The organism is Paenibacillus sinensis (assembly GCF_019904155.1).
Taxonomy (GTDB): domain Bacteria; phylum Bacillota; class Bacilli; order Paenibacillales; family Paenibacillaceae; genus Paenibacillus_AQ; species Paenibacillus_AQ sinensis.
The window spans coordinates 1-24188 of the sequence record NZ_JAHCMB010000069.1 but is presented as its reverse complement, the minus strand read 5'-3'; the positions used below and the strand labels follow the sequence as shown (position 1 = coordinate 24188).

The following is a 24188-nucleotide window of genomic DNA, read 5'->3' as shown; positions in this document are numbered from 1 at the left end:
TCCGTACCGACTGGGCCCAGGGCATCAGCATTTGTGTGTTTTAGGCAGGAAAAAGGCCGGCAGGACTCCCATCTCCCTGCCAGCCTACGGCGCTCCGACCGGACAGGACTGCCGTACACACAGCCGCCGGTCGAATTTTTCTTCATAATATAAAAGATAAGGAAACGGGATGAACAGTCCCGATTATTCGTGGAAACAGCAGCCGGTGTCCGGCATTCATCTCTTCAGCGGAGCCGCCGATTTGCGGATAATCAGCTCCGTATTGATCAGCATCCGCTCTCCAATCTCAGCGGGCTCTTTAATCAGCCTGAGCAGCCTGCGCGCGCCCTGTTCGCTGATGGCCTCGATCGGCCGCTTCACCGTCGTGAGCGACGGATTGGTAAAGAGCGAGAAGCCGCTGTCGTCAAAGCCGACGATGGAGACATCGCCCGGCACTTGAAGACCGTGTTCGAACACGCAGTTCATCGCGCCAACCGCCATATCGTCATTGGAACAAAAGACGGCTGTCGGCGGGCTGCCGTATGACATCAGCTTCTCCATGGCCTGATAGCCGCTCTGCATATCGTAATTGCCATGGACGATGTAGTCAGCCTGCGCCGGGATATCATGATCGATTAGCGCGCGAAGAAAGCCCTCCCGGCGTTCAACAGTCGACTTGAAGCCCTCCACTCCTTCGATAATGGCGATATCGCGATGACCGCACCCGATCAGATACGCCGCTGCGCTGTATGCGCCCTCCCGGTCATTTGAGATAATATTCATAATGGAGCTGTCTTCAATAACGCGGTTCAGCACAACTAGCGGAATTCCATGCTGAATAACGTGATGCATAAATTTATCATCGGTCTCGCTCTGGCTCATGAGAATAATGCCGTCGAACCGCTTGCTGTGGACCAAAGAGTAATCCCGGTAATCATCTATGCCTCTCACGGAGAGGTTGTAATCGACATCAATCACCCGGTTGACCCCCCGGAATGTATCGGAGAAGAAGCTGGGCGAGGTGCCCCTTGCAATGCTTGTGAAAAACAGGCCGATCGTGTAAGAACGCTGCATGACAAGGCTCTTCGCGTTATAGTTCGGCGTATAATTCAGTTGGGCCGCGATTTCGGCAATGCGTCTTCTCGTATTCTCATTGATCAGCGGGCTGTTGTTGAGCGCTCTGGATACGGTTGTATGAGACACATTGGCCAGCTTGGCGATATCCTTAATGGTGGCTGCCATAGGCTTACCTTCCTTATTATCCGGGTTTGTCCGTCCTCATTAGGATATCATATGCACGGCCCATTTTCACGGCTGCACCGCCGTCCTTCCACCCAAGACAGGCTGCCCTTCACCGCATCACACTTTCCTTCACCTCCCTGATCATTCAGGTGCTTCTTGAGCGCGTCTGTACGGAGGGAGGCGTTGCTGCGCGAGAGAAGGAATTACCGCGCTTTTCGAAACGGCAGTCTGCCGATTTTTTTCACATGGATGAGCAAAAGAGAAAGGGGAGCTCTATTCAAAGACTTGGGGTTCGAAACCGCCCTGCGACGCTTCCAATATCCTCCCGCCAAGCGTTCAAGCTCCCTCCTCTCCTTCTCCAGCAGCATTTCGGCTATTGTCGGATGATCCATCGCTATCCCGCCTTTCTTCTTGATCAGGAAGGTAACATTTCTGTGTTACTTATATTGTAGCTATCAGAAAAGGGATAAAAAGGGTATAATTCATGCCAACCCCTTCACCTTTTCTAGAACGGAACCTTGCCGAAGGATAGAAAGGAGGACGATTATATGCTCGCTTCACTGCGAATATTGGAGCTTGCTTCGGTCTATCCGGACTATGGAGCCAAGGAGCCCTTTCCGGTTACGATTGAAGCGCTGACAGGCATATGGCACTGCACCCCGAGGAATGTGAAAATGATTCTGCGCAAGCTGTCGGAGCTGGAATGGATTGCCTGGCAGCCGGGACAGGGGCGGGGACACAGCTCCACCCTGACTGTGCTGGCCGATCCGCAGGAACTGCTGGCGCAGGAAGCCCGCGCGTTGACCCAAAGAGGAGAAGTCCGGGAGGCGCTGGAGCTGATCGAGCGCTATGGGCTGTCCCTCCGGCTCAAGAACGATTTTCTGGAGTGGCTGTCGGACGGAATGGGCATCAACCGAACCCTTGGCTCCGAGACGGGCGCCGAGCTGGATACACTCCGTTTTCCCGTATACCGCTCCATCCAGACGCTGGACCCCGCCGCCATTCATTTTGCATTCGATGCCCATGTGATCGGCCAAATTTACGATACGCTCGTGGACTTCGATTACCTGAGCGGCACCGTCAAGCCCGCCATCGCCCATGCTTGGGAGCACTCCATCGATATGACGGAATGGGTGTTTCATCTTCGGAAGGGGGTTCTGTTCCATCACGGACGTGAGGTCGCAGCCGAGGATGTCGTCTATACCCTGAACCGGCTTCGTCTGGAGCCGGAACGTCATGCGCAGAGCTGGATGTTCCAGACGATCAGCCAGGTTGAAGCTCTGGACCGCAAGACCGTCCGCTTTCAGCTCAGTGCGCCGGGCGCTCTGTTCCTGCACTTCCTGTCCGCCAAAGCGGCCTCCATCCTCCCCTTCGATCTGAGCGGACAGGAGGAGACGGCTCTGTTCAAGCATCCGTTGGGAACCGGCCCCTTCCGGCTTGTCCGCTATGACGCGGGGATTTGCATTCTTGAGGCGAACCACGCCTATTATCGGGGCAGACCCCATATCGACCGGGTAGAAATTCTGTGCCTGTCCGAACGCGAAGACGGACTGCTGAAAGAGCCGGATTGGTCCTGCGCAAAGTGCGCGAAGCCGAACACTTTTAACGGCTATATGGTGCTGAATGCGGGGATGGACGCCGAGTGGCTGGAGGTGGAGTCGATCTTCTCCGGCTGCAGCCTGCTTGTGTTCAATCAGCGAAAAAGCGGCCCCCAGCAAAGCCCGCACTTCCGCGCGGCGATCGACCGGATAATCGACCGGGAGGCGATGATCGAGGAGCTTGGGGACAACCGGATTCACCCGGCTTACAGCTTCCACTATCAGGTCAGCGTCGAAACGGCCGGAACCCGGCGGAGAAAGCCTCCGGAGAAGTCCGAAATCTCCACCCTGCTCGCCAGAAGCGGCTATCAGGGAGAGACGCTTCAGTTCTATGCCTATGCCAAGCAGTCCCCGGAAGCGGAATGGATCGCGCGTCAGTGCCGTTCCTACGGCGTAAATCTGGAGTTTGTGCATTGCTCCCCGGGTCAAATGACCGATCCGGAGGTTATGGCGCAGCGGGACTGTCAACTGATCGAAATCTCCATCCGCAATGAAATCTGCGAGCTGGAGCTTTATTTGCAGAAGCATTTCTTTCCAGCCTTTCTGGAGGGCAGACTCGCGGCGGAAGCCCGCCAAGCGGCGACTTCCCTGATGGCAGAGCCCGATCCCGGCCTTCGGCGGCTCAGACTCCGGGAGCTTGAGGAGAAGCTCCAGCAGAATGCCGACGTCTTGTTCCTCATCCATAAGAAGAACAACACCCGGTTTCACTCTTCCATCCAGGGCATCTCCCTCAATGAATGCGGATGGATCGATTTCCGCAAAATCTGGTTCCACTCTCCGGTCGCTGCTGCCGCAGGCGCAGGCAGATAAACGCCGGAATCTGGATGTTTCTGCGGTAGAAGAATCACGAGTGACGAAACCGAATGTTATGTACCGATGGGCATGGCAGGTGCAGACGAGTATGGAAAGAATGGATGAATATCGCAGACATGAATGAATGCTGCAAGTTAGGACGAATATCGCAGGCATGAACAAATGCAGCAAAAAGCCGGATTCTTCACTCAGGAAGAATCCGGCTTCATTCGTTTTACGCCTCACTAAATAGTCTCGGCATTATTTATCCAACGTTTCGCTCCAGTCATGCACCATGACGCCTTCCAGATACTTCTCGGCATCCATGGCCGCCATGCATCCGGACCCGGCCGCTGAAATCGCCTGGCGGTAACGGGTATCCTGCACGTCGCCGCAGGCAAAGACGCCAGGAATATTCGTCTCCGTCGTTCCGGGACGAACCTTAATATAACCGTTCTCGTCGGTTGTAATCTGGCCCCCGAGGAAAGCCGTATTCGGCGTATGGCCGATTGCCACGAACACGCCATCGACCTCAATCAGTTCTTCGTCCCCGCTCTCGTTGTTACGGACGAGCAGGCCCTTCAAGCCAGTATCGCTTGTTACGACTTCAAGCGGCGTACGGTTAAGCGCCCAGGAGATCTTGGCGTTCTCCTTCGCCCGATCCTGCATAATCTTCGAGGCGCGCAGCTCCTCGCGGCGGTGAACCAGGGTCACATTGCTCGCGAACCGCGTCAGGAAGCTGGCTTCCTCCATCGCAGAGTCGCCGCCGCCGATGACGATAATCTTCTTACCGCGGAAGAAGAAGCCGTCGCAGGTTGCGCAGGTGCTGACACCGCGTCCGACATTATCCTGCTCACCCGGGATGCCGAGATACCTGGCGGAAGCGCCGGTAGAGATGATGACCGTCTCGGCTTCCAGGTCGCCGAGCCCGTCTACCTTAACCTTGAAGGGCCGCTGCGAGAAGTCGACGGAATCCACCCAACCGTTCTTGAATTCGGCGCCAAAACGTTCAGCCTGCTTGCGCATGTTGTCCATCAGATCCGGTCCGAGAATACCTTCCGGGAAGCCCGGAAAGTTCTCGACCTCCGTTGTGGTCGTCAGCTGTCCGCCGGGCTGCAAACCCTCAATTACCAGCGGGTTCAAGTTCGCGCGCGCCAGATAAATGGCGGCAGTTAGACCGGCAGGACCGGTTCCGATTACAATCGCTTTATACATCGTTAACGTGGCCTCCTCGCAATACAGATTATGATAAGATTTGGCTGTTACAGCAAGCTTGTGATCCTATTATGCCCAAGAGAAGCGCTTTGGCAGGGCGATGCCTTAATTTATGCTAAGTCTTGCATTCCATTAAGCCTATATTTCCACTAAACTACACCCCGGGCAGACGACCTTTGCCTTCGCTCTGGGGCTCCTTCTCCGCCTCCATGCCGATCAGCTTGTGCAGCCGGGCCAGACCGGCCTCCTCCTGCTGCCCGTCCTTACCGGGTTCGTTCAGCAGTTCCTTGAGTGCCAGCGTCAGCTCTTGATCGCCAATCCAGCTCAGCGCATCAGTAACCTGTCGCTTCAGGCTGTCATCGCCGTAGCGCAGCGCCCAGAAGAAGGAGGAGCGCAGCAGGGGATTCGCCTTCACTTCCTTGGCGAAGCTGCCGCTGCTCTCCTTCCACTGCTTCAGCTGCTCCTGGAAGGGAAGCTGGTAGTTATAGCTGACCACCGGAAGCGCCGTTCCCTCTGTGGAGGACTGAAGCAGTTGATTGAGGAAGAAGCGTGGAACCGCCGAGTCGGGGTCCAGCTTGGCGGCCTGCCGCCAGCAGCGCTCCGCTTCACGCCGCAGGCCGCTGTTGCAGGCAGCAGCCGCGCAGTAGTGGTAGAGTCCGGCATCGCCGCCGACCTCTTCGTCCTTCAAGAGGCGGTGGAAATGACCGTAGGCGATCCGGTGACGTCCCAGAATGCCCATTGTTGTCGCCAGCTTGAACACATGCTCCCGGTGGAATGGCACGGTGACCTCCAGCATGCGGAGCAGTCCCTCCAGCGTCTCCCGGTCTCCCTCATATTGGAGGAAGATTGCCAGATTGCAGAGCGCATGCAGATTGCCTGGCTCCTGCTTCAAGACCTCGAATATGCATTCCTTGGCTTTGCCGAACCGTCCCATATAGAAATATGCCAAGGCCAAGTTATTATGCGCCGCCTGAAAGCCGGGGGCATTCTCGATGATTTCCTCCAGCAGGGCCACGGCCTCCGGGAACTCGCCGCGTTCCAGCAGCATGCGGGCCCGGTCATGCTCCACCACGCCCTTGCGGCTGCGAATCCGGTGCAGCGGAACGGGACGGCCGCGCTCGTACTGGAGCAGCTCCATCAGTTCCTCTGATTCCGCCATGAACTCCCCTCTATCATCCTCTTCCAGATAGGCGATCAGCGAACGCTCGGCCTCCTCGAAGTTCTCCATGTTGGCATAATTGTTCGCCATATAAAAATGGCATTCCGTCATTGAAGGGTCGACCTTCTCCAGCACATGGGCCAGTACGGTGTTGGACGCCTCGTAATCTCCCATCTCTGACAGGATGCCCGCCATATTGCAATGATTAACCGCATTTTCAGGTTCGTACTCAACCGCTTTGCGGAAATTTTTGAGCGCCTTCTCATATTGAAAGCGGTCCAGCGAGCGCACGGCCCGTTCAAAGAAAAAATTTGCGTTCAGAGCGACCGGAATCACTTTATCCATCGATCCGTCCGTCTCTGAAGTCTGTTCAATCATGGAAGCAAGGCACCTCCCTTGTAAGCTTCCTTAACCCTTTCATTCCGTGGGACACCTCAGGGGCGGTCATTCCTGGCCGCCCTCTCGCCGTTCTCCCGGCTGTCATCACACAGTATACCACAAAACCATGAAAGGGGCTCAACCGCAGCGACCGCAAGCTTTGGACAAAAAAGGGAGGAATCGGCGACCTTCCATCTACATTTAAAGGCGACCAGCAAAAAAAGAAGACGGGGAATATCAGATTCCCGCGTCTTCCAGCAATTTGTCTATAGAGCCGCCTTCGATGATAATGCGCGTGGCCCGCGCCAGCATGGGCGCGACCGACAGAACCGTGAAGCGGTTCGAATGTCCCTCCGGCAGCGCGATGGAATCGGTAACCACCACTTCCTCAATACCGGGGTTCTCCAACCGGGCGAGCGCAGGGCCCGAGAACAGGCCGTGCGTGGCGCAGACGATGCTGTTTCTCGCGCCTCTCTCCTTCAGCCCTTCCACCACATTGACGATGGTGGTCCCGGTATCAATTAAATCCTCGATGATGACCGGGGTCCGACCTTCCACATCGCCAATGACATGGGTAATGACCGATTCATTATGGGCCGGACGCTTCTTGATCATGATCGCAAACGGCGAGTCCAAGCGGCTTGCCAGCTTCTCGGCCATGGAGGCCCGGCCGGCGTCGGGGGATACGACCACCACATCGTCCAGTTGCTTCGTCTTCAGGTAGCCGCTGATCAGATCGAGTGCGGTCAGATGATCGACGGGGATATTGAAGAATCCCTGGATCGCCGCTGCGTGCAGGTCGATCGTAAGCACGCGCGTCGCTCCGGCAGTCGTCAGCACGTCGGCGACCATCTTCGCGGAGATCGGCTCGCGCGGCGCCGATTTGCGTTCCTGGCGCGCATAGCCATAGTACGGAATGATGATGTTGACCGTCCGGGCCGATGCCCGTTTGGCCGCGTCGATCATGACCAGCAGCTCCACGAACAGCTCGTTGATCGGATGGGAGAGGGATTGCAGCAGAAAGACGTCGCAATTCCGGATACTTTCCTCATAATGCACGTAAATTTCACCGCTCTTGAAACGGGTCAGCTTGATCCTGCCCAATTCCACCCCGAGCCGGGCAGCCACATCCGACGCCAGCTTCGGGTTCGATGAACCCGAGAAAATACGCAAAGAATGGTGCTGCATAATATCCCTCCTATACTTGCATAATTATTCCGTCAAAGGGACGCTCATGCGGCGTCGGCCTTCAAATACCGCAAGCTCGCGGAATCCGGTGTCCCGCAGAAGCCTGCGGGCTTCGCCAAGGCCTTCCCCCAGCTTCGCCGGATCATGCGCATCGGAGCCCAGCGTCAGCGGGATACCCAGTTCAAGCGCCTGCGCCAGCACATGGGGCGCCGGGAACATTTCCGCACATGGTTTGGTAAGACCCGAGGCATTCAACTCCATGGCGATGCCTGCTGCGGCAATGGCTTCAAGCGCGCTCCGTTCCAGCTCGCGAACCTCGGCCTGCCCTTCAGCAGTGTCCGGCCCGTAGCCGAAGCGCTTGATCACATCCATGTGGCCGATGATATCGTACAGCCCCGAGGAAGCCGCTTGTCTCACCGCACGGTAATAGCGCCGGTAGACTTCAAGAGGGTCCTGGCCCTCCCAGCCGTGCACCTGGCGGAAATCGGTGATATCCCACTCGCCAAGGAAATGCACCGACCCGATCAGGTAATCCCAAGGGTAAGGCGCCAACAGCTCGCGGATACGCGCCTCGTATCCTTCGATATAATCGGCTTCAAGCCCGACACGGATCTCGATCACGCCCCGGTAGCGTTCCTTGAGCTCCAGACATTCCTCCACATATCGGGGAAGCTCCTCAAGTGGCATCGCCATCTCCGGATAATAGGAAGCCGGGTCCACATGAATCAGCGGCAGATGATCGGACAGCCCTAGATGATCCAGTCCAAGCTCGATCCCGCGGCGTACATAATCCTCCAGCTTGCCGATGGCATGTCCGCAGCGCTCGTGATGGGTATGATAGTCGATCTGCATGGACTTCACCCTCCTAATCGCGGCGGGGACGCTCGTGGCGCGCGCTCAGCTCGGCCATAATCTCGTCGAGCGGGAGCTTGCGCTCCTGCAGCAGGACCAGCAGATGATAGATCAGATCGCTGACCTCAAGGCGAAGCTCCGCGTTGTCCTTATTCTTCGCGGCGATAATCGTCTCGGCCGTTTCCTCGCCAACTTTCTTCAGAATCTTGTCGACGCCTTTGTTGAACAGGTACGTGGTATAGGCGCCTTCGGGGCGTTCCGCCTCCCGTTCGGCGATAATGCGCTCCAGCTCCGCAAGCACGGCAAAACGTCCGCCATCTGCGGCGGCTCCGGCTTTAGCGTCAGCCCCCGGCTTGCCGACAGCACCCTGGCCGCCCAGCGGAAGCTCACGGTAGAAGCAGGACACCTCTCCTGTATGGCATGCCGGGCCTTCCGGTTTCACCTTGACCAGGAGCGTGTCGGCGTCGCAGTCATAATGGAGCGAGGTAATCGCCTGCGTATTGCCCGAGGTTCCGCCTTTATGCCACAGCTCACCGCGCGAACGGCTCCAGAACCACGTCTGTCCGCTCTCAAGCGAGAGCTTCAGCGACTCCCGGTTCATATAGGCCATCATAAGCACTTCCAGCGTCGTGTCGTCTTGTACAATCGCCGGCAGCAGGCCGGCTTCGTTCCAGTTTAATTGTTCGATAATCTGTGCTGCATCGTTTTGAATTTGGCTCATCGGATTTCCACACCCTTTTGTTTTAAGTCGGCCTTCAAATCGCCGATCGCAATTTCCTTATAGTGAAAAATAGTTGCGGCAAGTCCGGCATCCGCCTTACCTTCGGTGAACACTTCATGGAAATGCTCAATCCGGCCCGCGCCGCCGGAGGCGATCACGGGGATATCGATCAGGCTGCTGACCGCAGAGGTCAGCTTGATGTCGAAGCCATCCTTCGTACCATCGGCATCCATGCTGGTAAGCAGAATTTCACCGGCTCCCAGCCGCTCGGCTTCCTTGACCCATTCCAGCGCCCGGATACCGGAGGGCTTGCGTCCGCCGTGGGTGTAGACCTCCCACTCGCCCCAGTTCTCATTGTACTTGGCATCAACCGCCACGACAACGCACTGGGAGCCGAACCGCCGCGCGCCTTCCAGAATCAGCTGCGGGTTGTTGACGGCTGCGGTGTTGATGCCGATCTTGTCGGCCCCCGCCCGCAGAATCCGCTTCATGTCCTCCGGCGACGAGATGCCGCCGCCTACCGTGAACGGGATGGAGATCTCCCCCGCTGTCCGGCGTACAACCTCGACCATCGTCGCCCGGCCTTCCACCGACGCGGAAATATCGAGAAACACCAGCTCATCGGCGCCTTCCTTGTCATAAATGGCCGCAAGCTCCACCGGATCGCCGGCGTCGCGCAAATTCACAAAATTCACGCCTTTTACTACCCGTCCGTCTTTTACATCCAGACAGGGAATGATGCGTTTAGCCAGCATGAATGCAACCTCCTATCTTTGGGTTCTCTGTATCCGATCAGGGTGCGCATGACGCTCCTGCGTAATGGTCTGATTGGGACCAGTTCAGCACGCGCCGTACAAGACCCTTCCGCCTGGCATCTCAAAGATACACTGGTCTTGCCGATTCTGCCCGATATCACTGAACGCCAAGCAGGCCCCGATCCCGAAGAGCCCCCGGCCTGTTGTCGCCAGCCAAGGGCTCTGGAATGCTTACTTCAAAGCCGCCAGCGCCTCGGGCAGCTTGATATTGCCGGTGTACAGCGCCTTGCCGACGATAGCACCGCCAATGCCGCTGTCGCTGTGCGCACGAAGGCGTACCAGATCATCCTGACTGGTTACGCCGCCGGATGCGATGACGCTCTTGCCGCTCGCCTGCGCCATTGCGATAATGCCTTCAATGTTCGGCCCCTGCATCATGCCGTCCCGGGAAATATCGGTGTAGATAAATGTCTCGGCGCCCTTGGACGCCAGCTCCTTGGCCAGTTCGGTGGCAAGCACCTCGGAGGTATTCAGCCAGCCGTGCGTGGCGACATAGCCATTCCGGGCATCAATGCCGATAGCCACCTTGGAGCCGTACTTGGCCAGCACGCTCTCCGTGAAGGCCCGGTCGTTGATTGCAGCGGTGCCGATAATGACGCGGATGACGCCAAGCGACAGCAGCTTCTCCACATCCTCCAGTGTCCGCAGTCCGCCGCCGACCTGAACGGGCACCTGAACACCCTTCGCGATGGAGCCGATCAGCTCGACGTTGACGGGATGGCCGGCCTTGGCGCCGTCCAGATCGACAAGGTGGATGAACTCCCCGCCCTGCGACTCCCATGATTTGGCCATTTCCAGCGGGCTCTCGCCGTAGACCGTTTCCTGATTATAATCGCCCTGCAGCAGCCGGACGCATTTGCCGTTCCGGATATCAATCGCCGGATATACGATAAAAGAAGACATTGTTGGCGCTCCCCGCTTTCCCCTTGCTAAATTCGTTAATAAAAATCCTGGTCGATGCCCGGAACCGTCAGAGCTCCAGGAAATTCTGCAGCAGCTTCCTGCCGAGCTCTCCGCTCTTCTCCGGATGGAACTGCATCCCCAGCACATTCCCCCGGCCAACAACCGCCGTCACCGGATGGCCGTACTCGGTCACCGCCAGCAGATCCTCCCTGCGCTCCACCAGCGCGTGGTAGGAATGCACGAAATAGACGTGGCCGGCTTCCAGCCCCTTCAGAAGCGGATGCTCCGGCTGCAGGAACTCCAGCCGGTTCCAGCCCATATGCGGCACCTTATAGCCTTCCCGGGCCTCAAACCGGACGACATTTCCCGGCAGCAGATCAAGACCTTCATGCACGCCGTATTCCTCGCCGCGCGTGAACAGCAGCTGCATGCCGAGGCAGATGCCAAGGAGCGGCTGGCGCCCTTCGGCCGCCACTTCCTTGACCACCTTGTCCATGCCGCTCTGCCGCAGATGATCCATCGCGTCGCCAAAGGCGCCGACGCCGGGCAGAATCACCCGATCGGCGGCCAGAATCTCGCCGGCCTCGCCCGTGATCAGCGGCTGATGGCCCAGGCGCTCAATCGCTTTGCTGACGCTGTGCAGATTGCCGATCCCGTAATCGACGATAGCCACTACGCTCATGGATTACAGCACTCCCTTCGTCGAAGGGACGCCCTTCACCCGGGGATCGATCATCGTCGCCTCGTCAAGCGCACGTCCCAGCGCCTTGAATACGGCTTCGATCATGTGATGCGTATTGAAACCGTAATGCACGATAACATGCAGCGTCACGCGCGCCTCCAGCGCGAATTTCCACAGGAATTCATGCACAAGCTCCGTAGAGAAGCTGCCCACTTGCTGTGACGGATACTGCGCCCGGTATTCGAAATGCGGCCGGTTGCTGATATCGATCACAACCTGCGCCAGCGCCTCATCCATCGGCACAAAGACGCTTGCATAGCGCTTGATGCCCTTCTTGTCGCCGAGCGCCTCACGCAGTGCCTGGCCGAGACAGATGCCGATGTCCTCCACCGTGTGGTGGTCGTCGATATCGATATCGCCGCGCGCTTGAACAGACAGGTCGAACTGGCCGTGCTTCGTGAACAGGTCCAGCATATGGTTCAGGAAGGGGACATCGGTCTCCAGCTCCGATTGTCCGGTTCCGTCCACATTCAGGGACAATTTGATGTCCGTCTCGTTGGTCTTGCGGGCAAGACCCGCCTGCCTTGTGAGCTGTCCGTTATTCTCCACGCCCTTCTCCACCTTTCCCTTCGTTCTTAAGCCGGATTTCCACGGCTCTTGCATGTGCTTCCAGCCCCTCGCGGCGGGCCAGCTCCATAATAGTACCGCCGTCGCGCAGGAGCGCTTCCTTGCTGTAATAGATCAAGCTCGATTTCTTGATGAAATCGTCGACGTCCACCGGCGAAGAGAACCGCGCCGTGCCATTCGTCGGAATAATATGGTTCGGTCCGGCAAAATAATCCCCCACCGGCTCCGAGCTGTACGGTCCTAGGAAAATCGCACCGGCGTTCCGAATCGCGCCAGCCAGCCCCATCGGGTCCTGAGCGACGATTTCCAGATGCTCCGGCGCCAGCCGGTTGACCACGGAAATCCCCTCCTCCAGGTTCTCCACGACGATAATAGCGCCGTAATTCTCAACGGACGCGCGGGCGATGGCCTCACGGGGCAGCACCTGAAGCTGCTTCTCGACTTCGGCGGCTACCGCTTCCGCCAGCGTCTGCGAAGGCGTTACGAGAATCGCCGACGCCATCTCGTCGTGCTCCGCCTGCGACAAGAGGTCGGCGGCGATATAGGACGGCTCCGCGCTGTCATCCGCCAGCACGACGATCTCGCTCGGACCGGCGATGCTGTCGATATCGACGGCGCCGTACACTTCGCGCTTGGCCAGCGCGACGTAAATGTTCCCCGGTCCGCAGATCTTGTCGACCGGGGCGATCGAGTCCGTGCCGAAGGCCAGCGCGGCAACGGCCTGGGCTCCTCCGACCCGGTAAATCTCGTTCACGCCCGCTTCGGCGGCGGCTACCAGAATATACGGGTCGATGCCTTCCTTGCCGCCCGTAGCCGGCGGCGTTACCATCACGATCTCCGGCACGCCGGCGATCTGGGCGGGAATGACGTTCATGAGGACGGAAGAGGGATAGGAAGCCTTCCCGCCGGGCACATAGACGCCGACCCGCTGCAGCGGCCGGATCACCTGGCCGAGAATCGTACCGTCAGACTGCAAATCCATCCAGGAATTTCGCTTCTGTCTGGCATGGAAGGCGCGAATATTGTCCGCCGCCGCTCGTATCGCCGGGATGAACGACCCCTCCACTTCGGCATAAGCCGCCTGAAGCTCCTCCTGCGTTACCCGGATATTGCTCTCGCTCAGCCGGGCACCGTCAAATTTCTCCGTATAGCGGAACAGGGCGGCATCGCCCTCCTGTTTGATTGCGGCCACGATTTCTTTCACAGCCTTGTTCTGCTCCGGCGTTCCGTAGTCCACTTCCCGCTGCAGCTTGAAATCCCTGCTGGATTGCACCTTCACTGCTCTTCCCCCTCCTATAATCAGCGGACCGGCCACTAGGGCCTTCCGCATACTCTGTCCTTTGGTATGAACTATGAACTGCCGGCAACCGGCAATTCCTGCCCGTATGTACGTCTAGTATGTCCAGCACGTTCGTCAGGCTGCTGTTCTGCTACCAGTGTCCTGTCGTCAGCCATCGTCTGTTATGGCCGAGACCTGCAAACTACAGGCTCGGCTGGGCAATTACGGCCTGGAGCCGGTCGCACAGCTGCTGGATTTCCGCGTTCTTCATCCGGTAGCTCACCCGGTTCGCCACAAGCCGGCTGGTGATCTCAAAAATGCTCGTTTGCTCTACAAGCCCGTTCTCCCGCAGCGTCTGTCCCGTCTCCACCATATCGACGATCCGCTCGGCCAAGCCGATCAGCGGTGCCAACTCGATGGAGCCGTTCAGCTTGACCACCTCGACCTGCTGGCCCTGCTCCCGGAAATAACGAGAGGCGACGTTCGGATACTTCGTCGCGACCCGCTGATGGATGCCCGGCTCCCAGTTGGGCAGACCGATGATTGACATCCGGCAGCGCGCAATGCCGAGATCCAGCAGCTCATACACGTCGCGATTCTCCTCCAGCAGTACGTCCTTGCCGACAATGCCGATATCGGCAGCGCCGTATTCCACGTAAGTCGGCACATCCACCGGCTTCGCCAGAATAAACTCCATTCCCGCTTCCGGAAGCGGAATGACCAGCTTCCGCGAAGCCTCGCCTTCCGGCGGGATCGGCAGTCCCGCGGAGCGGAACAGCTCCGCCGCCTTGTTGTAGATGCGGCCCTTCGGCATTGCCACCTTCAATATCTGCGCCATTTGCTCTTGTCCGCCTTTCTGCTTCAAGAATAAGATTCTATTTCGATCCGGATCACAGCCCGGTCTTTCTTCCTCACTTCAACTGCGTCCGCCGTTGAACCCGGCGAAGGTGTAAATCTCCTTGTAGCGCACGACTTCGGTACCGCTGCCTGCCTCCGCAGGAACCAGCTCCTCCGGGCCGCCTACGAGCCGGGTTACGACAACATGGCCGCCCAACCGCAGCTTGGCCGCTTCCTCTAGTCCCGTACTGCGGTTAGAAGCGTCGTACTGGACAAGAGTTGGAAGCTCGGGGCCTTTGTCTTCGGTGCGGACGCCGTCCAGAATCCGGTTCGTCTTCAGCGAGAAGCCCGTTGATGGAACGGAGCGGCCGAACTGCTGAAGCAGATTGTCGTAGCGTCCGCCGCTGCATACCGGGAAGCCAAGCTCCGCCGCGTAACCTTCGAACGTCATGCCCGTGTAGTAGGTGAAGTCGCCGACCATCGTCATGTCGATCAGCACATGCTTCGATACACCGTAGGCCTCCAGCACCTCCCACACCTTGCACAGATGCGTGATGGAAGCAAGGGCCAGCGGATTGCTGCTGAGGCTCATCGCCTGGCCGCAAATTTCTTTTCCGCCGCGCAGACGGAGCAATCCGTCCATCTCCTCCTGCTGTCTTTCATTCAGCTCAAGCTTTCCGAGCGCGTCCCGGAAGGCGACATAATCGCGATCCAGCAGATGGCTCTTCAGCTCTTCCTGTACGTCCGGACGGTCCGGGGCGACCTCCTGGAACAGCCCGTTCAGAAAGCCGACATGTCCCATGGCAATCTTGAAGGTCTGAACGCCCGCAGCCTGCAGCGAGGCGATCGCCAGCGCCACAACCTCGGCATCCGCTTCCGGAGAGTCGTCTCCGACGAACTCAACGCCGGTCTGGTAGAATTCAGCCTCGCGGCCCGCCTCCTCCTCAATCGCCCGGAACACATTCGCGTGATAGGACAGGCGGAGCGGCAGCGGCTCATCCTTCAGAAGCGAGGAGACGACGCGGGCCACAGGCGCGGTCATCTCAGAGCGCAGCACAAGAGCCTGGCCCCGGTTGTTGAGCAGTTTGTACAGCTTCTGATCTGAAGTTGAGCTGGCGACCCCGACCGTATCGTAATATTCCAGCGTAGGAGTCATAATCTGCCGGTACCCCCACTGATTCATGCATTCGAGCACATCATTCTCGATTCTGCGCAGTTTCCTTACGGCATGTGGGAGATAATCCCGGAAGCCTGTCGGCTTCTCGAAGCCCTTTGGTTTGGACATAACGAATTTCACCTCGTCGGTTATTGGAAAATGAGCATCGGCTGTCTATATATGCGTTGGGTGAACATCCGAATACTTCATTATGGTAAAGTGGTAGTAAAGTAAAGCGTCCTTGATATCGTACCATGCCGTGTTATTTTTAGTCAATTGCGAAGTATGCTAAAAATCAGCTGCAGGATACGCCTAGGCTCAGCATGATGATGCTTCCATTATATCTCTTTTTCCGCGAACGTCCGAGTGTTCAGGCAAGCAGTCGCTTTCACTTATGAGATATACCTGTACACAGGCGCGCCTGTTCATTCCATGTCGCCGGTTACAAGGCCAGAGTATGGCAGCGTCATGCCAAATCGGAGGTATTCGATCGCAGCATCGAATTCATATCGATTAACTACGCCAAGCTGCTCCGCAGCCTGGACCACCATTTACGAGGCGATGGCCTGCATTCTGCGTGAGCAAGTGGAGAAGAGGCCAATTAGTAGCCTTACTCCTTACATGACAAAAGGTCTGCCTCCAGAAGACGGCGCTTCCGGGGACAGACCTCTTTTTCATAATTGAATCCGACGGCTTTACATGGCCTGCACTTGCTGTGACTGCTTCGTCTCGCGCTTCGGAGCCGTTCCGAACAGCACCCAGGACAGTCCGAAATAACGGAAAGCCAGTCCTACGATAATCCAGGACACCGCAAGGGCAACCAGCCAGCCGCCTGCGATCGCCAGCGCATAAGCGGCATAGCCGCCGTGGAATCCGATCTTCCGGTAGAAGAACAGCACCGCCGGGTGAACCAGGTAAATGCCGAAGGAGCAGGCCCCGGCGGAGAGCAGAAGCTTTGTTCCGAGCCGCTGACCCGCCCCATAGAGCAGGAAAGACAGCTGGAAGAGCACCAGACACGACAGCAGAGCATGCGCATTGGCCGCTCCCTCGAACCAGAAGGTGTTGATGACCGTTTTATGCGTATAATTGTTGTACCAGAGCTCCACATGCGCGATACCAGCGGCGATCCAGAGCACCCACAGCCCAATCCAGCCCGCCCAGCGGCCAGGTGTCGGCTTGGTTTCTGTTATCTTCAGCCATGACTTCAGCTTCGGATAGAAGATCCCGATGGAGGCGCCCAACAGAAAGTACGAAAAATACGTAATCGCCAGGCTTCCCTTCGACACATGCCAATAGCCGTGGTTGACCATGTACTTGTTGAGCACAATGAACGCCCACTGCAGCGCAAGCCCGATCAGCGGGGCCAGGGCGGCCAGACGGCGGCTTGCCTGAAGGCACCAGAGCAGCAGAGGAAACAGGATATAGAACTGGATAATGATAATCACGTAATACAAGTGCGTATAAGCCGTTCCTGTGATCAAATACTTGCCCAGCTTGGACGCCAGCTCTACAGGAGGCAGCCCCCACTGGCTGCCGGCTGTCACCTTCAGCACAAAATACATCACCGAGAACACCACATAAGGCACAATAATATAAGTCAGTCTTCGGCGGTAGAACGTACCCAGTGTCCTGCCGGTTAGCGGCCGGTCGATATAATTGTAGAAGAGTACGAACCCGCTTAAGAATACAAATGAGGGTACGGCGAACTGACTGAATTTATTGATATATAAAAACGGATGAAACAGCGGCGAGTTCAGCGTCTCCGCCAGTGTCCGCGAGGTTGCGTGGATCGCGAGCACCGCGAAGATCGAGATGGCCCGAAAAATATCCAGCTGCGGAATGCGTTCTTTTTGTCCCATATTCTCCTCCTGCAAAGCTTCGGCCTCAATGAATCATCGCTGCGTTGCCGTGACCGTCCTTCGGCTGTCCCCAATAAACGGCGAACAGAGTAGTCCTGGACTACTCCTCCGCTTCCCGTCCTTCATTCCTGCTAAGCTCCCTCAGCGGATTCCCTCCGACGAATGCTCCCGGCGGTACGTCCCGGTGCACAACCGAGCCAGCGGCGATCACCGCCCCGTCTCCGATCGTTACACCCGGCAGGATCGTTGTATTGGCGCCGATCAACACATTTTCCCCGATGACGACTTCGCCGAGCCGGTACTCCTTGATCAAATACTCGTGAGCCAGAATGGTGGCGTTATAGCCGATAACCGAGTTCTCCCCGACCGTGATCAGTTCCGGAAAGAATACATCCACCATCGCCATGAGTCCAAAAGCGGTATGCTTCCCCACCTTCATCCCGAGCACCCGGCGGTAAATCCAGTTCTTGACCGGAAGGATCGGGCAGTAGCGCGCAATTTGGATAAAAATAAAGTTCTTAACGCCCTTCCAGGGGCTTACCGTGCGGTAAATATACCAGAGCGCATTATGCCCCTCCACGGGATAGCGCGTCACCCTTCTGCTCACAGGCTGGTCCCGCTCCCGCCAACAATGTCGTATAAATCGGTCATATCCTGCAGGATGAAGTCCGGCTCGTACTGGCCCAGCATCTCCTCACCTTTAAGCGACCAGGCCACGGCAGCAGTCAGGACCCCTGCATTCTTCCCCGACTGGATATCGACAGGGCTGTCGCCGACCATCAGTGTCTTCTCCGGGCTGACGCCCAGATTGCCTACCGCAGTCAGCACCGGCTCCGCATGTGGTTTTATCTTCTCCACATCGTCCAGCGTAACAACCGTATCCATATATTGCTTCAGATCGAACATTTCCAGAGCCCGGATCGTATTCGGCCGGATCTTGGTCGTCACCACGCCGAGCTTGATCCCCCGGCCTCGCAGCACTTCCAGCGTTTCATTCACATTGGGAAAAGACTTGATCAGCTCGTCATGATGTTCCGTTTGATAGCGGCGGTAAGACGCCTCGAGCGGCGACACATCCTCCAGATTTGTAAAACTGCGCAGTTGGGCCGGAAGGCTTGTGCCCATATAGGGGATCATCTGCTCTCTTGTGAGCGCAGGCAGCGCATGCTGCTCCAACGTGTACATGAAAGAGTTGATAATCAGCTCATTGGTGTTGACGATCGTACCGTCCAAATCAAATAGAACACATTCAATCATGGATTAATGCTCCTTTTTCTCTTCCTCCGAAGGCGGATCGGTTAGGTCAGATGGCTGGGTGGAAGGGCCCGGCGCGGAAGAGTCAGCCTGATCGGCAGACTCGGGCAGAACAACTCCTTCGGTTTGCCGCTTGGTCGGAATGATCGGGTCCAGGTAATGGACTTTGCCTGCTGCCGTGTTCCGGCGGATCACGATCAGCACGATCGCTGCCAGAATGATCAGCAGCGCCAGCAGCTGGGAGGTACGGATGTTTCCGTAGTCCGGATTCAAATATCCCTGCTCGAATCCCAGGCTCTTCATCGGTGACCACAGCCCATTCAAGAAGGAGGCCAGGCCGCTGCTTCCCTTAAACGCAAGGCTGTCCGTACGAAGGCCTTCAATGAAGAAACGTCCAATGGAATACCAGATGAAATAGGACAGAAAGATCTCGCCCGCGCGGACAAAACGCTGACGGCGAAGAAGCATAATCAACAGGATCCCGACGAGACTCCAGAGCGATTCATACAGAAAAGTCGGATGGTGATAAGCCAAATCCTTCTCAATATACATTTGATTCACAATGAAATCCGGTAGATTCAGCGTCTTCCGCAAAAAGGTCTCGCTCGCCGGACCGCCATAGGCTTCCTGGTTGACGAAGTTGCCCCAGCGTCCAATCATCTGACCTGCCAAGAGACCGGGAGCGCAAATATCGGCGATGCGCCAGAACGGATAGCCTTTATACCGGAAGTAAATAATCGCACATATAATAGCTCCGATGAGCGCCCCGTAAATGGCGATGCCACCGTTCCATATCTTAAAGACGTCTGCAATATTGTTCTTGTACTCGTCCCAGGTGAAGGCCACGTAATAAATACGCGCGCCGATGATTGCGGAAGGAACACCGAGCAGCAGCATGTCCATGAAGAATTCCTGCGAAATACCGAACCGCTTGCCCTCCCGTACCGCAAGGTACAGTCCGGCTAAAGCGCCCAGCCCCAGAATCAGGCCGTACCAGTGCACTTTAACCGCACCGATCGAGAACGCAATCGGGTTCAGCGCCAGTGGAAACCACATGCTTAGCTACCCCCTATTCCATATCATCCATATCTTCGGATATGGTTGCGGTAAGTTTGTTGGTGAATTGCAGCGCCGCATTGAAGCCCATCTGCTTCAGACGGTAATTCATCGCAGCCACTTCAATAATAACGGCGAGGTTTCGTCCAGGACGTACCGGAATCGTCACCAGCGGCACATCGGTATCGATAATACGGGTGGTCTCCTCATCCAGACCCAGCCGGTCATACTGCTTATCCTGCTGCCAGGCTTCCAGGCGGACGACAAGCGTGATGCGCTTATGATTGCGGATCGCGCCGGCCCCGAACAGCGTCATGACGTTGATAATGCCGACACCCCGGATCTCCAGCAGGTGACGAATCAGCTCAGGAGCCGTACCATGCAGCTGATTATCCGACGTTTGGCGGATTTCCACCGCATCATCAGCGATCAGACGGTGCCCGCGTTTGACCAGTTCCAGCGCCGTCTCGCTCTTCCCGATTCCGCTGCTGCCGGTAATTAGCATCCCAACGCCGTATACGTCGCAGAGTACGCCATGAATCGTCGCCGTCGGAGCGAGTCTTCCTTCCAGGAACCCAGTCAGTCTGCTGGAAAAAATAGTCGTTGCCATCGAACTCCGCAGCACCGGCAGTCCTTTCTCGTTGCTGATGTCGATCAGTTCCTGAGGCACATCCAGCCCGCGTGTGATGACAATACACGGTGTCTGATCGTTGCAGATCCGACGAATGCGGCTTGTCCGCTCCTCCACTGGAAGCATGGAGAAGAAGGCCAGCTCGGTTTTACCCAGTAGTTGAACCCGGTCTTCAGGATAGTATTCGAAATATCCGGCCATTTCCAGACCCGGACGGTTGAGGTCGTCGACCGTGATATGCCGTTTCAGGCCGTCCTTGCCCGAGATGACTTCCAGTTGAAAATGCTGTACCAATTCGGCTACTTTTACTTTCTTGGCCATGTATGTTCTTCCTTTCGTCGCTGAAGCTCTTATCTCCGCTAGTCCCGCTGATTGGGATGGCAGCGGCTGTATATTCTTTCCTCCGGCACGGTAATTCTCCTGCTATCTTAAAGGATAACGGGGGACAATGCAATCATATGCTGCTTCCAAAGGTCGCACCGGCATTGCCCTGTATCAGCAAAAAAGCCGCCCCAAAGGGCGGCTTCTCGAAGCTCGGAAGCTGGTGCTTATCCCAGCAGAATATTTTGCTCGCTTTGTTTGTCGAACAGGTGAACCTTGTTCATGTCGATTGCCAGCTTCGGCTTGCTGCCATCGCGGGTTGTCGAACGTCCGTCCACACGGGCAATGATGGAATCCTTGCCTACACCGTTCAGGTACAGCAGCATTTCGTGACCAAGATTTTCGGTTACTTCTACCAGTGCGCTGAAGATCGTGTTCGGAGAAGCTTCCAGGAATACCGGCTCTTCGTGAATGTCCTCAGGACGAACGCCCATGACAACCTCCTTGCCGATGTAGCCCTTGCCGCGGAGCAGTTGAGCTTTGCCGCCAGGAACTTCAACGTCCAGGTTCTCAGCGCGGAAATGAACAGCTCCGTTCACTTCATTCAGGGTACCGGTAATGAAGTTCATGGTCGGGGAACCGATGAATCCGGCCACGAACAGGTTCTCCGGATTGTTGTACAGTTCTTCTGGGGAAGCAGCCTGTTGAATGATGCCGTCCTGCATAACTACGATGCGATCGCCCATTGTCATGGCTTCTGTCTGGTCATGTGTTACGTAGATGCAAGTCGTTTCAAGACGTTTAACCAGCTTGGTGATTTCAGCGCGCATCTGACCGCGCAGCTTGGCATCCAGGTTAGAGAGCGGTTCATCCATTAGGAAGACTTGAGGATCACGGACAATTGCGCGGCCCAGGGCCACACGTTGACGTTGACCACCGGACAGTGCCTTCGGCTTACGTTCCAGCAGATGCTCGATATCGAGGATTTTGGCAGCTTCGCGCACTTTTCTGTCGATTTCGTCCTTCTTCACCTTACGCAGTTTCAGACCGAATGCCATATTCTGGTATACACTCATGTGAGGATACAGGGCGTAAGACTGGAATACCATCGCGATGTCGCGGTCCTTAGGAGCTACATCGTTAACCACGCGGTCGCCGATGAACAGCTTGCCTTCGGAGATTTCTTCGAGACCTGCGATCATACGCAGCGTCGTGGATTTACCGCAACCGGAAGGTCCGACCAGTACGAGAAACTCTTTATCTTTAATGTCAAGATTGACGTCAATAACGGTTGCTTTATCGGAACCCGGATATTTCTTGAATACATGTTCTAAACGAACGCCTGCCATTATAATTTCCCCCTCGAATAGGTAGTTGGAGTTCGGAAACAATTCCTGTACTTATCTTAACCCAGTCCACCCTAACTGGCTATTTGTAACGTTCACAAAAAACCTATTTCCTTTTCGTTACTTTATACAATAGCATAGTTAACTTTACAATAGCGGCATCTCCAAAACTGCGTACATCGGCGCCGGTCTCGTGCTTGATTTTGTCGAGGCGGTACAAGAGCGTATTGCGGTGAATATACAGCTTCTTGGCCGTTTCGCTGACATTGCAGTCCATTTCAAAGAAAGTCTCCAGCGTAGTGAGCATCTCCTTATCTGCCAGAACAGGCGTATAATCTCCGAACTGTCCAAGCAGCTGCCGTCTGCGTCCGTCGGGAATGCTGTTCACGAGTCGTTCCAGCTGAAGCTCCCAGGGCAGATGAATATACGCTCCCACTTGAAATACGCGTCCAAGGCTTATCGTTTCTCTTAAAAGCGCAATTATCCCCGCCAATCCCTTGACCGGCGCAATGGACGAAGATACGCTTACATGAAAAACACCAACCCATTCCGAAGCGATCAGCTCATGCAGCCCCATGCAGGCTTGAGCCAGAAGTTCTTCATCGTCGCTGGCCTCATCCTCCTCTTTCTCCTCCGAACCGGTCAGCAGTTCCTTGCGGGCCAGGATGAGCCATTCCTTCTCCTGAAGGGGAACCAGCAGCGCCGTGCTGTCAAAATAACTTCGCACCAGTTTCAGCAGCGACCGAAAGGCAAGTTCGTTGCCATGCATGTTCTCGCTAATCAACAAGAACGGAACCATATCGGTGAACAATCGGCTCTTCAGACCGATCTCATCCGGAATCTCTCCATCATGCTCGTCCTGCTCCAATTGGGCGTTCAGCCATGTACTAAGCTGCCGAGCCTCATTCTCTCCTTCTTCCTTGAACCCTGACGCCTTCATAGCTGCGCTATAGCTACGAGCGGCGAATTCCGCCAGCTGAAGATTCATATCGGAAAGTCCGGCCCTTTCGATACCGAGCGCCGTAACCCGCCCTTCGCTTTCGAATAGCGGAATCCAGAAGCTTTCCTCATACCCGATTGACCGTTCAGCCGCATCCGAACCCGTACCAAAAAGGGAAGCTGATTTCTGCCTCCCAAATTGCTTGATCTCTGCCTTGTTGCCCGTCAACTGCTCGATCTTCTGCCGTAACGTCTCCGTGTCCATCGCCAATCTTCTCCACCACTTTACTCTTTTCGACTATTTTATCATATTTCGATTCGGTTTCGCGCGCTCCTTCGCACTAATGAAGAATCCAGAGGGACACGCCGTACCCGGATAAGTATGCTAAACTCATCAGGTGATTATACCTTTTATTTTATATAGAAATGATAAAAAAAGAAGCCACCACTATTAAGTGGTGACTCCTTAATTCGGATGAGCCATGAAGGACTCGAACCTTCGACACCCTGATTAAAAGTCAGGTGCTCTACCAACTGAGCTAATGGCTCTTAAAACTGGTGGAGGCTGATGGATTCGAACCACCGAACTCGTCAGAGAACAGATTTACAGTCTGCTGCGTTTGGCCACTTCGCTAAGCCTCCAAGATGGTGGCTCGGGACGGAATCGAACCGCCGACACGAGGATTTTCAGTCCTCTGCTCTACCGACTGAGCTACCGAGCCATAAGTTGACATAANAAATGGCGGAACCGACGGGATTCGAACCCGCGATCTCCTGCGTGACAGGCAGGCATGTTAGGCCTCTACACCACGGTTCCGCGTTTTAAGACAATGGTGCCGGCGAGAGGACTTGAACCCCCAACCTACTGATTACAAGTCAGTTGCTCTACCAATTGAGCTACACCGGCAAGATGTCATATGTCATTATTCAATTAGCTACATGGTGGAGGCTGAGGGGATCGAACCCCCGACCCTCTGCTTGTAAGGCAGATGCTCTCCCAGCTGAGCTAAGCCTCCGTATGTATGGTAGCGGCGGAGGGGATCGAACCCCCGACCTCACGGGTATGAACCGTACGCTCTAGCCAGCTGAGCTACGCCGCCATACTAAAATATTGAGTTTAAAATGGCGGAGAGAGAGGGATTCGAACCCTCGCACCGCTTACGCAGTCTAACCCCTTAGCAGAGGGTCCCCTTATAGCCACTTGGGTATCTCTCCAAACAATCTTCGCGTCCTCAATGGACCGCCAAAGATGGGCATTCAAACTCATTCAGGCTTGATCGCCTGAAAACTGGATCGAAACGAAACATTGCGTTCTTTTGGATAAGCCCTCGACCGATTAGTACTGGTCAGCTCCATGCA

At 56.2% G+C, this 24188-nt stretch carries 22 protein-coding genes and 8 tRNA genes; 1 reads left to right on the top strand and 29 read right to left on the bottom strand.

Annotation, left to right across the window (positions count from 1 at the left end; genetic code table 11):
* Positions 1-216: 216 nt before the first annotated feature.
* On the bottom strand, positions 217-1221 hold the full coding sequence (locus tag KIH86_RS08985; protein ID WP_223083362.1) for a LacI family DNA-binding transcriptional regulator: 1005 nt from the start codon (positions 1219-1221) through the stop codon (positions 217-219).
* A 548-nt stretch (positions 1222-1769) separates the two neighbouring features.
* Here KIH86_RS08985 and KIH86_RS08980 point away from each other — a divergent pair.
* The gene (locus KIH86_RS08980) at positions 1770-3629 is read left to right on the top strand and encodes an ABC transporter substrate-binding protein (RefSeq protein WP_223083363.1); all 1860 of its coding nucleotides are present in this window, start codon (positions 1770-1772) and stop codon (positions 3627-3629) included.
* A 243-nt stretch (positions 3630-3872) separates the two neighbouring features.
* Here the strand turns inward: KIH86_RS08980 and trxB are convergent, their stop codons facing one another.
* From trxB to KIH86_RS08845, 28 genes are all read right to left on the bottom strand, one after another.
* The gene (gene trxB / locus KIH86_RS08975) at positions 3873-4826 is read right to left on the bottom strand and encodes a thioredoxin-disulfide reductase (RefSeq protein WP_223083364.1); all 954 of its coding nucleotides are present in this window, start codon (positions 4824-4826) and stop codon (positions 3873-3875) included.
* A 154-nt stretch (positions 4827-4980) separates the two neighbouring features.
* Positions 4981-6363, bottom strand: a complete 1383-nt coding sequence (locus tag KIH86_RS08970; RefSeq protein ID WP_316503187.1) for a tetratricopeptide repeat protein — start codon at positions 6361-6363, stop codon at positions 4981-4983.
* 237 nt (positions 6364-6600) lie between these two features.
* Positions 6601-7551, bottom strand: a complete 951-nt coding sequence (locus tag KIH86_RS08965; RefSeq protein ID WP_223083365.1) for a ribose-phosphate diphosphokinase — start codon at positions 7549-7551, stop codon at positions 6601-6603.
* Between the two features lie 24 nt (positions 7552-7575).
* The gene (gene hisJ / locus KIH86_RS08960) at positions 7576-8403 is read right to left on the bottom strand and encodes a histidinol-phosphatase HisJ (protein WP_223083366.1); all 828 of its coding nucleotides are present in this window, start codon (positions 8401-8403) and stop codon (positions 7576-7578) included.
* Between the two features lie 13 nt (positions 8404-8416).
* Positions 8417-9124, bottom strand: a complete 708-nt coding sequence (hisIE, locus tag KIH86_RS08955) for a bifunctional phosphoribosyl-AMP cyclohydrolase/phosphoribosyl-ATP diphosphatase HisIE (RefSeq protein WP_223083367.1) — start codon at positions 9122-9124, stop codon at positions 8417-8419.
* The gene (hisF, locus tag KIH86_RS08950) at positions 9121-9879 is read right to left on the bottom strand and encodes an imidazole glycerol phosphate synthase subunit HisF (protein ID WP_223083368.1); all 759 of its coding nucleotides are present in this window, start codon (positions 9877-9879) and stop codon (positions 9121-9123) included. The genes hisIE and hisF overlap by 4 nt, the downstream gene beginning before the upstream one ends.
* 231 nt (positions 9880-10110) lie before the next feature.
* Complete coding sequence (gene hisA, locus KIH86_RS08945; protein ID WP_223083369.1) at positions 10111-10842, bottom strand: 1-(5-phosphoribosyl)-5-[(5-phosphoribosylamino)methylideneamino]imidazole-4-carboxamide isomerase; 732 nt, start codon at positions 10840-10842, stop codon at positions 10111-10113.
* 67 nt (positions 10843-10909) lie between these two features.
* Positions 10910-11524 (bottom strand): imidazole glycerol phosphate synthase subunit HisH, encoded by a 615-nt coding sequence (hisH, locus tag KIH86_RS08940; protein ID WP_223083370.1) that lies wholly within the window; start codon positions 11522-11524, stop codon positions 10910-10912.
* A 3-nt stretch (positions 11525-11527) separates the two neighbouring features.
* Entirely contained in the window at positions 11528-12187 is a 660-nt protein-coding gene (hisB, locus tag KIH86_RS08935) for an imidazoleglycerol-phosphate dehydratase HisB (protein ID WP_407672256.1), read from the bottom strand.
* Complete coding sequence (hisD, locus tag KIH86_RS08930; protein WP_223083372.1) at positions 12123-13430, bottom strand: histidinol dehydrogenase; 1308 nt, start codon at positions 13428-13430, stop codon at positions 12123-12125. Before hisD ends, hisB begins: the two co-directional genes overlap by 65 nt.
* 202 nt (positions 13431-13632) lie before the next feature.
* Complete coding sequence (hisG, locus tag KIH86_RS08925; RefSeq protein ID WP_223083373.1) at positions 13633-14268, bottom strand: ATP phosphoribosyltransferase; 636 nt, start codon at positions 14266-14268, stop codon at positions 13633-13635.
* Positions 14269-14346: 78 nt separating this feature from the next.
* Positions 14347-15552, bottom strand: coding sequence for an ATP phosphoribosyltransferase regulatory subunit (locus KIH86_RS08920; RefSeq protein WP_223083374.1), 1206 nt, complete (start codon positions 15550-15552; stop codon positions 14347-14349).
* A gap of 296 nt (positions 15553-15848) precedes the next feature.
* On the bottom strand, positions 15849-15974 hold the full coding sequence (locus tag KIH86_RS29815; protein WP_268964134.1) for a hypothetical protein: 126 nt from the start codon (positions 15972-15974) through the stop codon (positions 15849-15851).
* A 144-nt stretch (positions 15975-16118) separates the two neighbouring features.
* The gene (locus KIH86_RS08915) at positions 16119-17282 is read right to left on the bottom strand and encodes an acyltransferase (RefSeq protein ID WP_223083375.1); all 1164 of its coding nucleotides are present in this window, start codon (positions 17280-17282) and stop codon (positions 16119-16121) included.
* A gap of 100 nt (positions 17283-17382) precedes the next feature.
* Positions 17383-17889 (bottom strand): acyltransferase, encoded by a 507-nt coding sequence (locus KIH86_RS08910; protein ID WP_223083376.1) that lies wholly within the window; start codon positions 17887-17889, stop codon positions 17383-17385.
* Positions 17886-18539 carry a pyrophosphatase PpaX gene (gene ppaX / locus KIH86_RS08905; RefSeq protein WP_223083377.1) on the bottom strand — a complete coding sequence of 218 codons (654 nt, stop codon included), beginning with the start codon at positions 18537-18539 and terminating at the stop codon, positions 17886-17888. The genes KIH86_RS08910 and ppaX overlap by 4 nt, the downstream gene beginning before the upstream one ends.
* A gap of 3 nt (positions 18540-18542) precedes the next feature.
* A complete protein-coding gene (lgt, locus tag KIH86_RS08900) occupies positions 18543-19592 on the bottom strand; it encodes a prolipoprotein diacylglyceryl transferase (protein WP_223083378.1) in 1050 nt (349 codons plus the stop codon).
* 13 nt (positions 19593-19605) lie between these two features.
* On the bottom strand, positions 19606-20544 hold the full coding sequence (hprK, locus tag KIH86_RS08895; RefSeq protein ID WP_223083379.1) for an HPr(Ser) kinase/phosphatase: 939 nt from the start codon (positions 20542-20544) through the stop codon (positions 19606-19608).
* Positions 20545-20771: 227 nt separating this feature from the next.
* Positions 20772-21893: an ABC transporter ATP-binding protein gene (locus tag KIH86_RS08890; protein WP_223083380.1), complete on the bottom strand. Its 1122-nt coding sequence runs from the start codon at positions 21891-21893 to the stop codon at positions 20772-20774.
* Between the two features lie 103 nt (positions 21894-21996).
* Complete coding sequence (locus KIH86_RS08885) at positions 21997-23094, bottom strand: PucR family transcriptional regulator (protein WP_223083381.1); 1098 nt, start codon at positions 23092-23094, stop codon at positions 21997-21999.
* A 211-nt stretch (positions 23095-23305) separates the two neighbouring features.
* A tRNA-Lys gene (locus KIH86_RS08880) sits at positions 23306-23378 on the bottom strand.
* Positions 23379-23385: 7 nt separating this feature from the next.
* Positions 23386-23471: transfer RNA gene (locus KIH86_RS08875), tRNA-Tyr, on the bottom strand.
* A gap of 4 nt (positions 23472-23475) precedes the next feature.
* Positions 23476-23551, bottom strand: a tRNA-Phe gene (locus tag KIH86_RS08870).
* 18 nt (positions 23552-23569) lie between these two features.
* Positions 23570-23646 (bottom strand) — tRNA-Asp (locus tag KIH86_RS08865).
* Positions 23647-23660: 14 nt separating this feature from the next.
* A tRNA-Thr gene (locus KIH86_RS08860) sits at positions 23661-23736 on the bottom strand.
* Between the two features lie 33 nt (positions 23737-23769).
* Positions 23770-23845, bottom strand: a tRNA-Val gene (locus tag KIH86_RS08855).
* A gap of 7 nt (positions 23846-23852) precedes the next feature.
* Positions 23853-23929: transfer RNA gene (locus KIH86_RS08850), tRNA-Met, on the bottom strand.
* Positions 23930-23952: 23 nt separating this feature from the next.
* Positions 23953-24044: transfer RNA gene (locus KIH86_RS08845), tRNA-Ser, on the bottom strand.
* Positions 24045-24188 lie beyond the last annotated feature (144 nt).

Coding starts and splice junctions, on each gene's coding strand:
- KIH86_RS08885 (WP_223083381.1), bottom strand. CDS start 23,094: ATGGACACGGAGACGTTACGGCAGAAGATCGAGCAGTTGACGGGCAAC.
- KIH86_RS08890 (WP_223083380.1), bottom strand. CDS start 21,893: ATGGCAGGCGTTCGTTTAGAACATGTATTCAAGAAATATCCGGGTTCC.
- hisJ (WP_223083366.1), bottom strand. CDS start 8,403: ATGCAGATCGACTATCATACCCATCACGAGCGCTGCGGACATGCCATC.
- ppaX (WP_223083377.1), bottom strand. CDS start 18,539: ATGATTGAATGTGTTCTATTTGATTTGGACGGTACGATCGTCAACACC.
- hisA (WP_223083369.1), bottom strand. CDS start 10,842: ATGTCTTCTTTTATCGTATATCCGGCGATTGATATCCGGAACGGCAAA.
- hprK (WP_223083379.1), bottom strand. CDS start 20,544: ATGGCCAAGAAAGTAAAAGTAGCCGAATTGGTACAGCATTTTCAACTG.
- KIH86_RS29815 (WP_268964134.1), bottom strand. CDS start 15,974: ATGGTGGTCCAGGCTGCGGAGCAGCTTGGCGTAGTTAATCGATATGAA.
- KIH86_RS08965 (WP_223083365.1), bottom strand. CDS start 7,551: ATGCAGCACCATTCTTTGCGTATTTTCTCGGGTTCATCGAACCCGAAG.
- hisB (WP_407672256.1), bottom strand. CDS start 12,187: ATGCAAGAGCCGTGGAAATCCGGCTTAAGAACGAAGGGAAAGGTGGAG.
- KIH86_RS08920 (WP_223083374.1), bottom strand. CDS start 15,552: ATGTCCAAACCAAAGGGCTTCGAGAAGCCGACAGGCTTCCGGGATTAT.
- KIH86_RS08980 (WP_223083363.1), top strand. CDS start 1,770: ATGCTCGCTTCACTGCGAATATTGGAGCTTGCTTCGGTCTATCCGGAC.
- hisH (WP_223083370.1), bottom strand. CDS start 11,524: ATGAGCGTAGTGGCTATCGTCGATTACGGGATCGGCAATCTGCACAGC.
- hisIE (WP_223083367.1), bottom strand. CDS start 9,124: ATGAGCCAAATTCAAAACGATGCAGCACAGATTATCGAACAATTAAAC.
- KIH86_RS08970 (WP_316503187.1), bottom strand. CDS start 6,363: ATGATTGAACAGACTTCAGAGACGGACGGATCGATGGATAAAGTGATT.
- hisG (WP_223083373.1), bottom strand. CDS start 14,268: ATGGCGCAGATATTGAAGGTGGCAATGCCGAAGGGCCGCATCTACAAC.
- lgt (WP_223083378.1), bottom strand. CDS start 19,592: ATGTGGTTTCCACTGGCGCTGAACCCGATTGCGTTCTCGATCGGTGCG.
- hisF (WP_223083368.1), bottom strand. CDS start 9,879: ATGCTGGCTAAACGCATCATTCCCTGTCTGGATGTAAAAGACGGACGG.
- trxB (WP_223083364.1), bottom strand. CDS start 4,826: ATGTATAAAGCGATTGTAATCGGAACCGGTCCTGCCGGTCTAACTGCC.
- KIH86_RS08915 (WP_223083375.1), bottom strand. CDS start 17,282: ATGGGACAAAAAGAACGCATTCCGCAGCTGGATATTTTTCGGGCCATC.
- KIH86_RS08985 (WP_223083362.1), bottom strand. CDS start 1,221: ATGGCAGCCACCATTAAGGATATCGCCAAGCTGGCCAATGTGTCTCAT.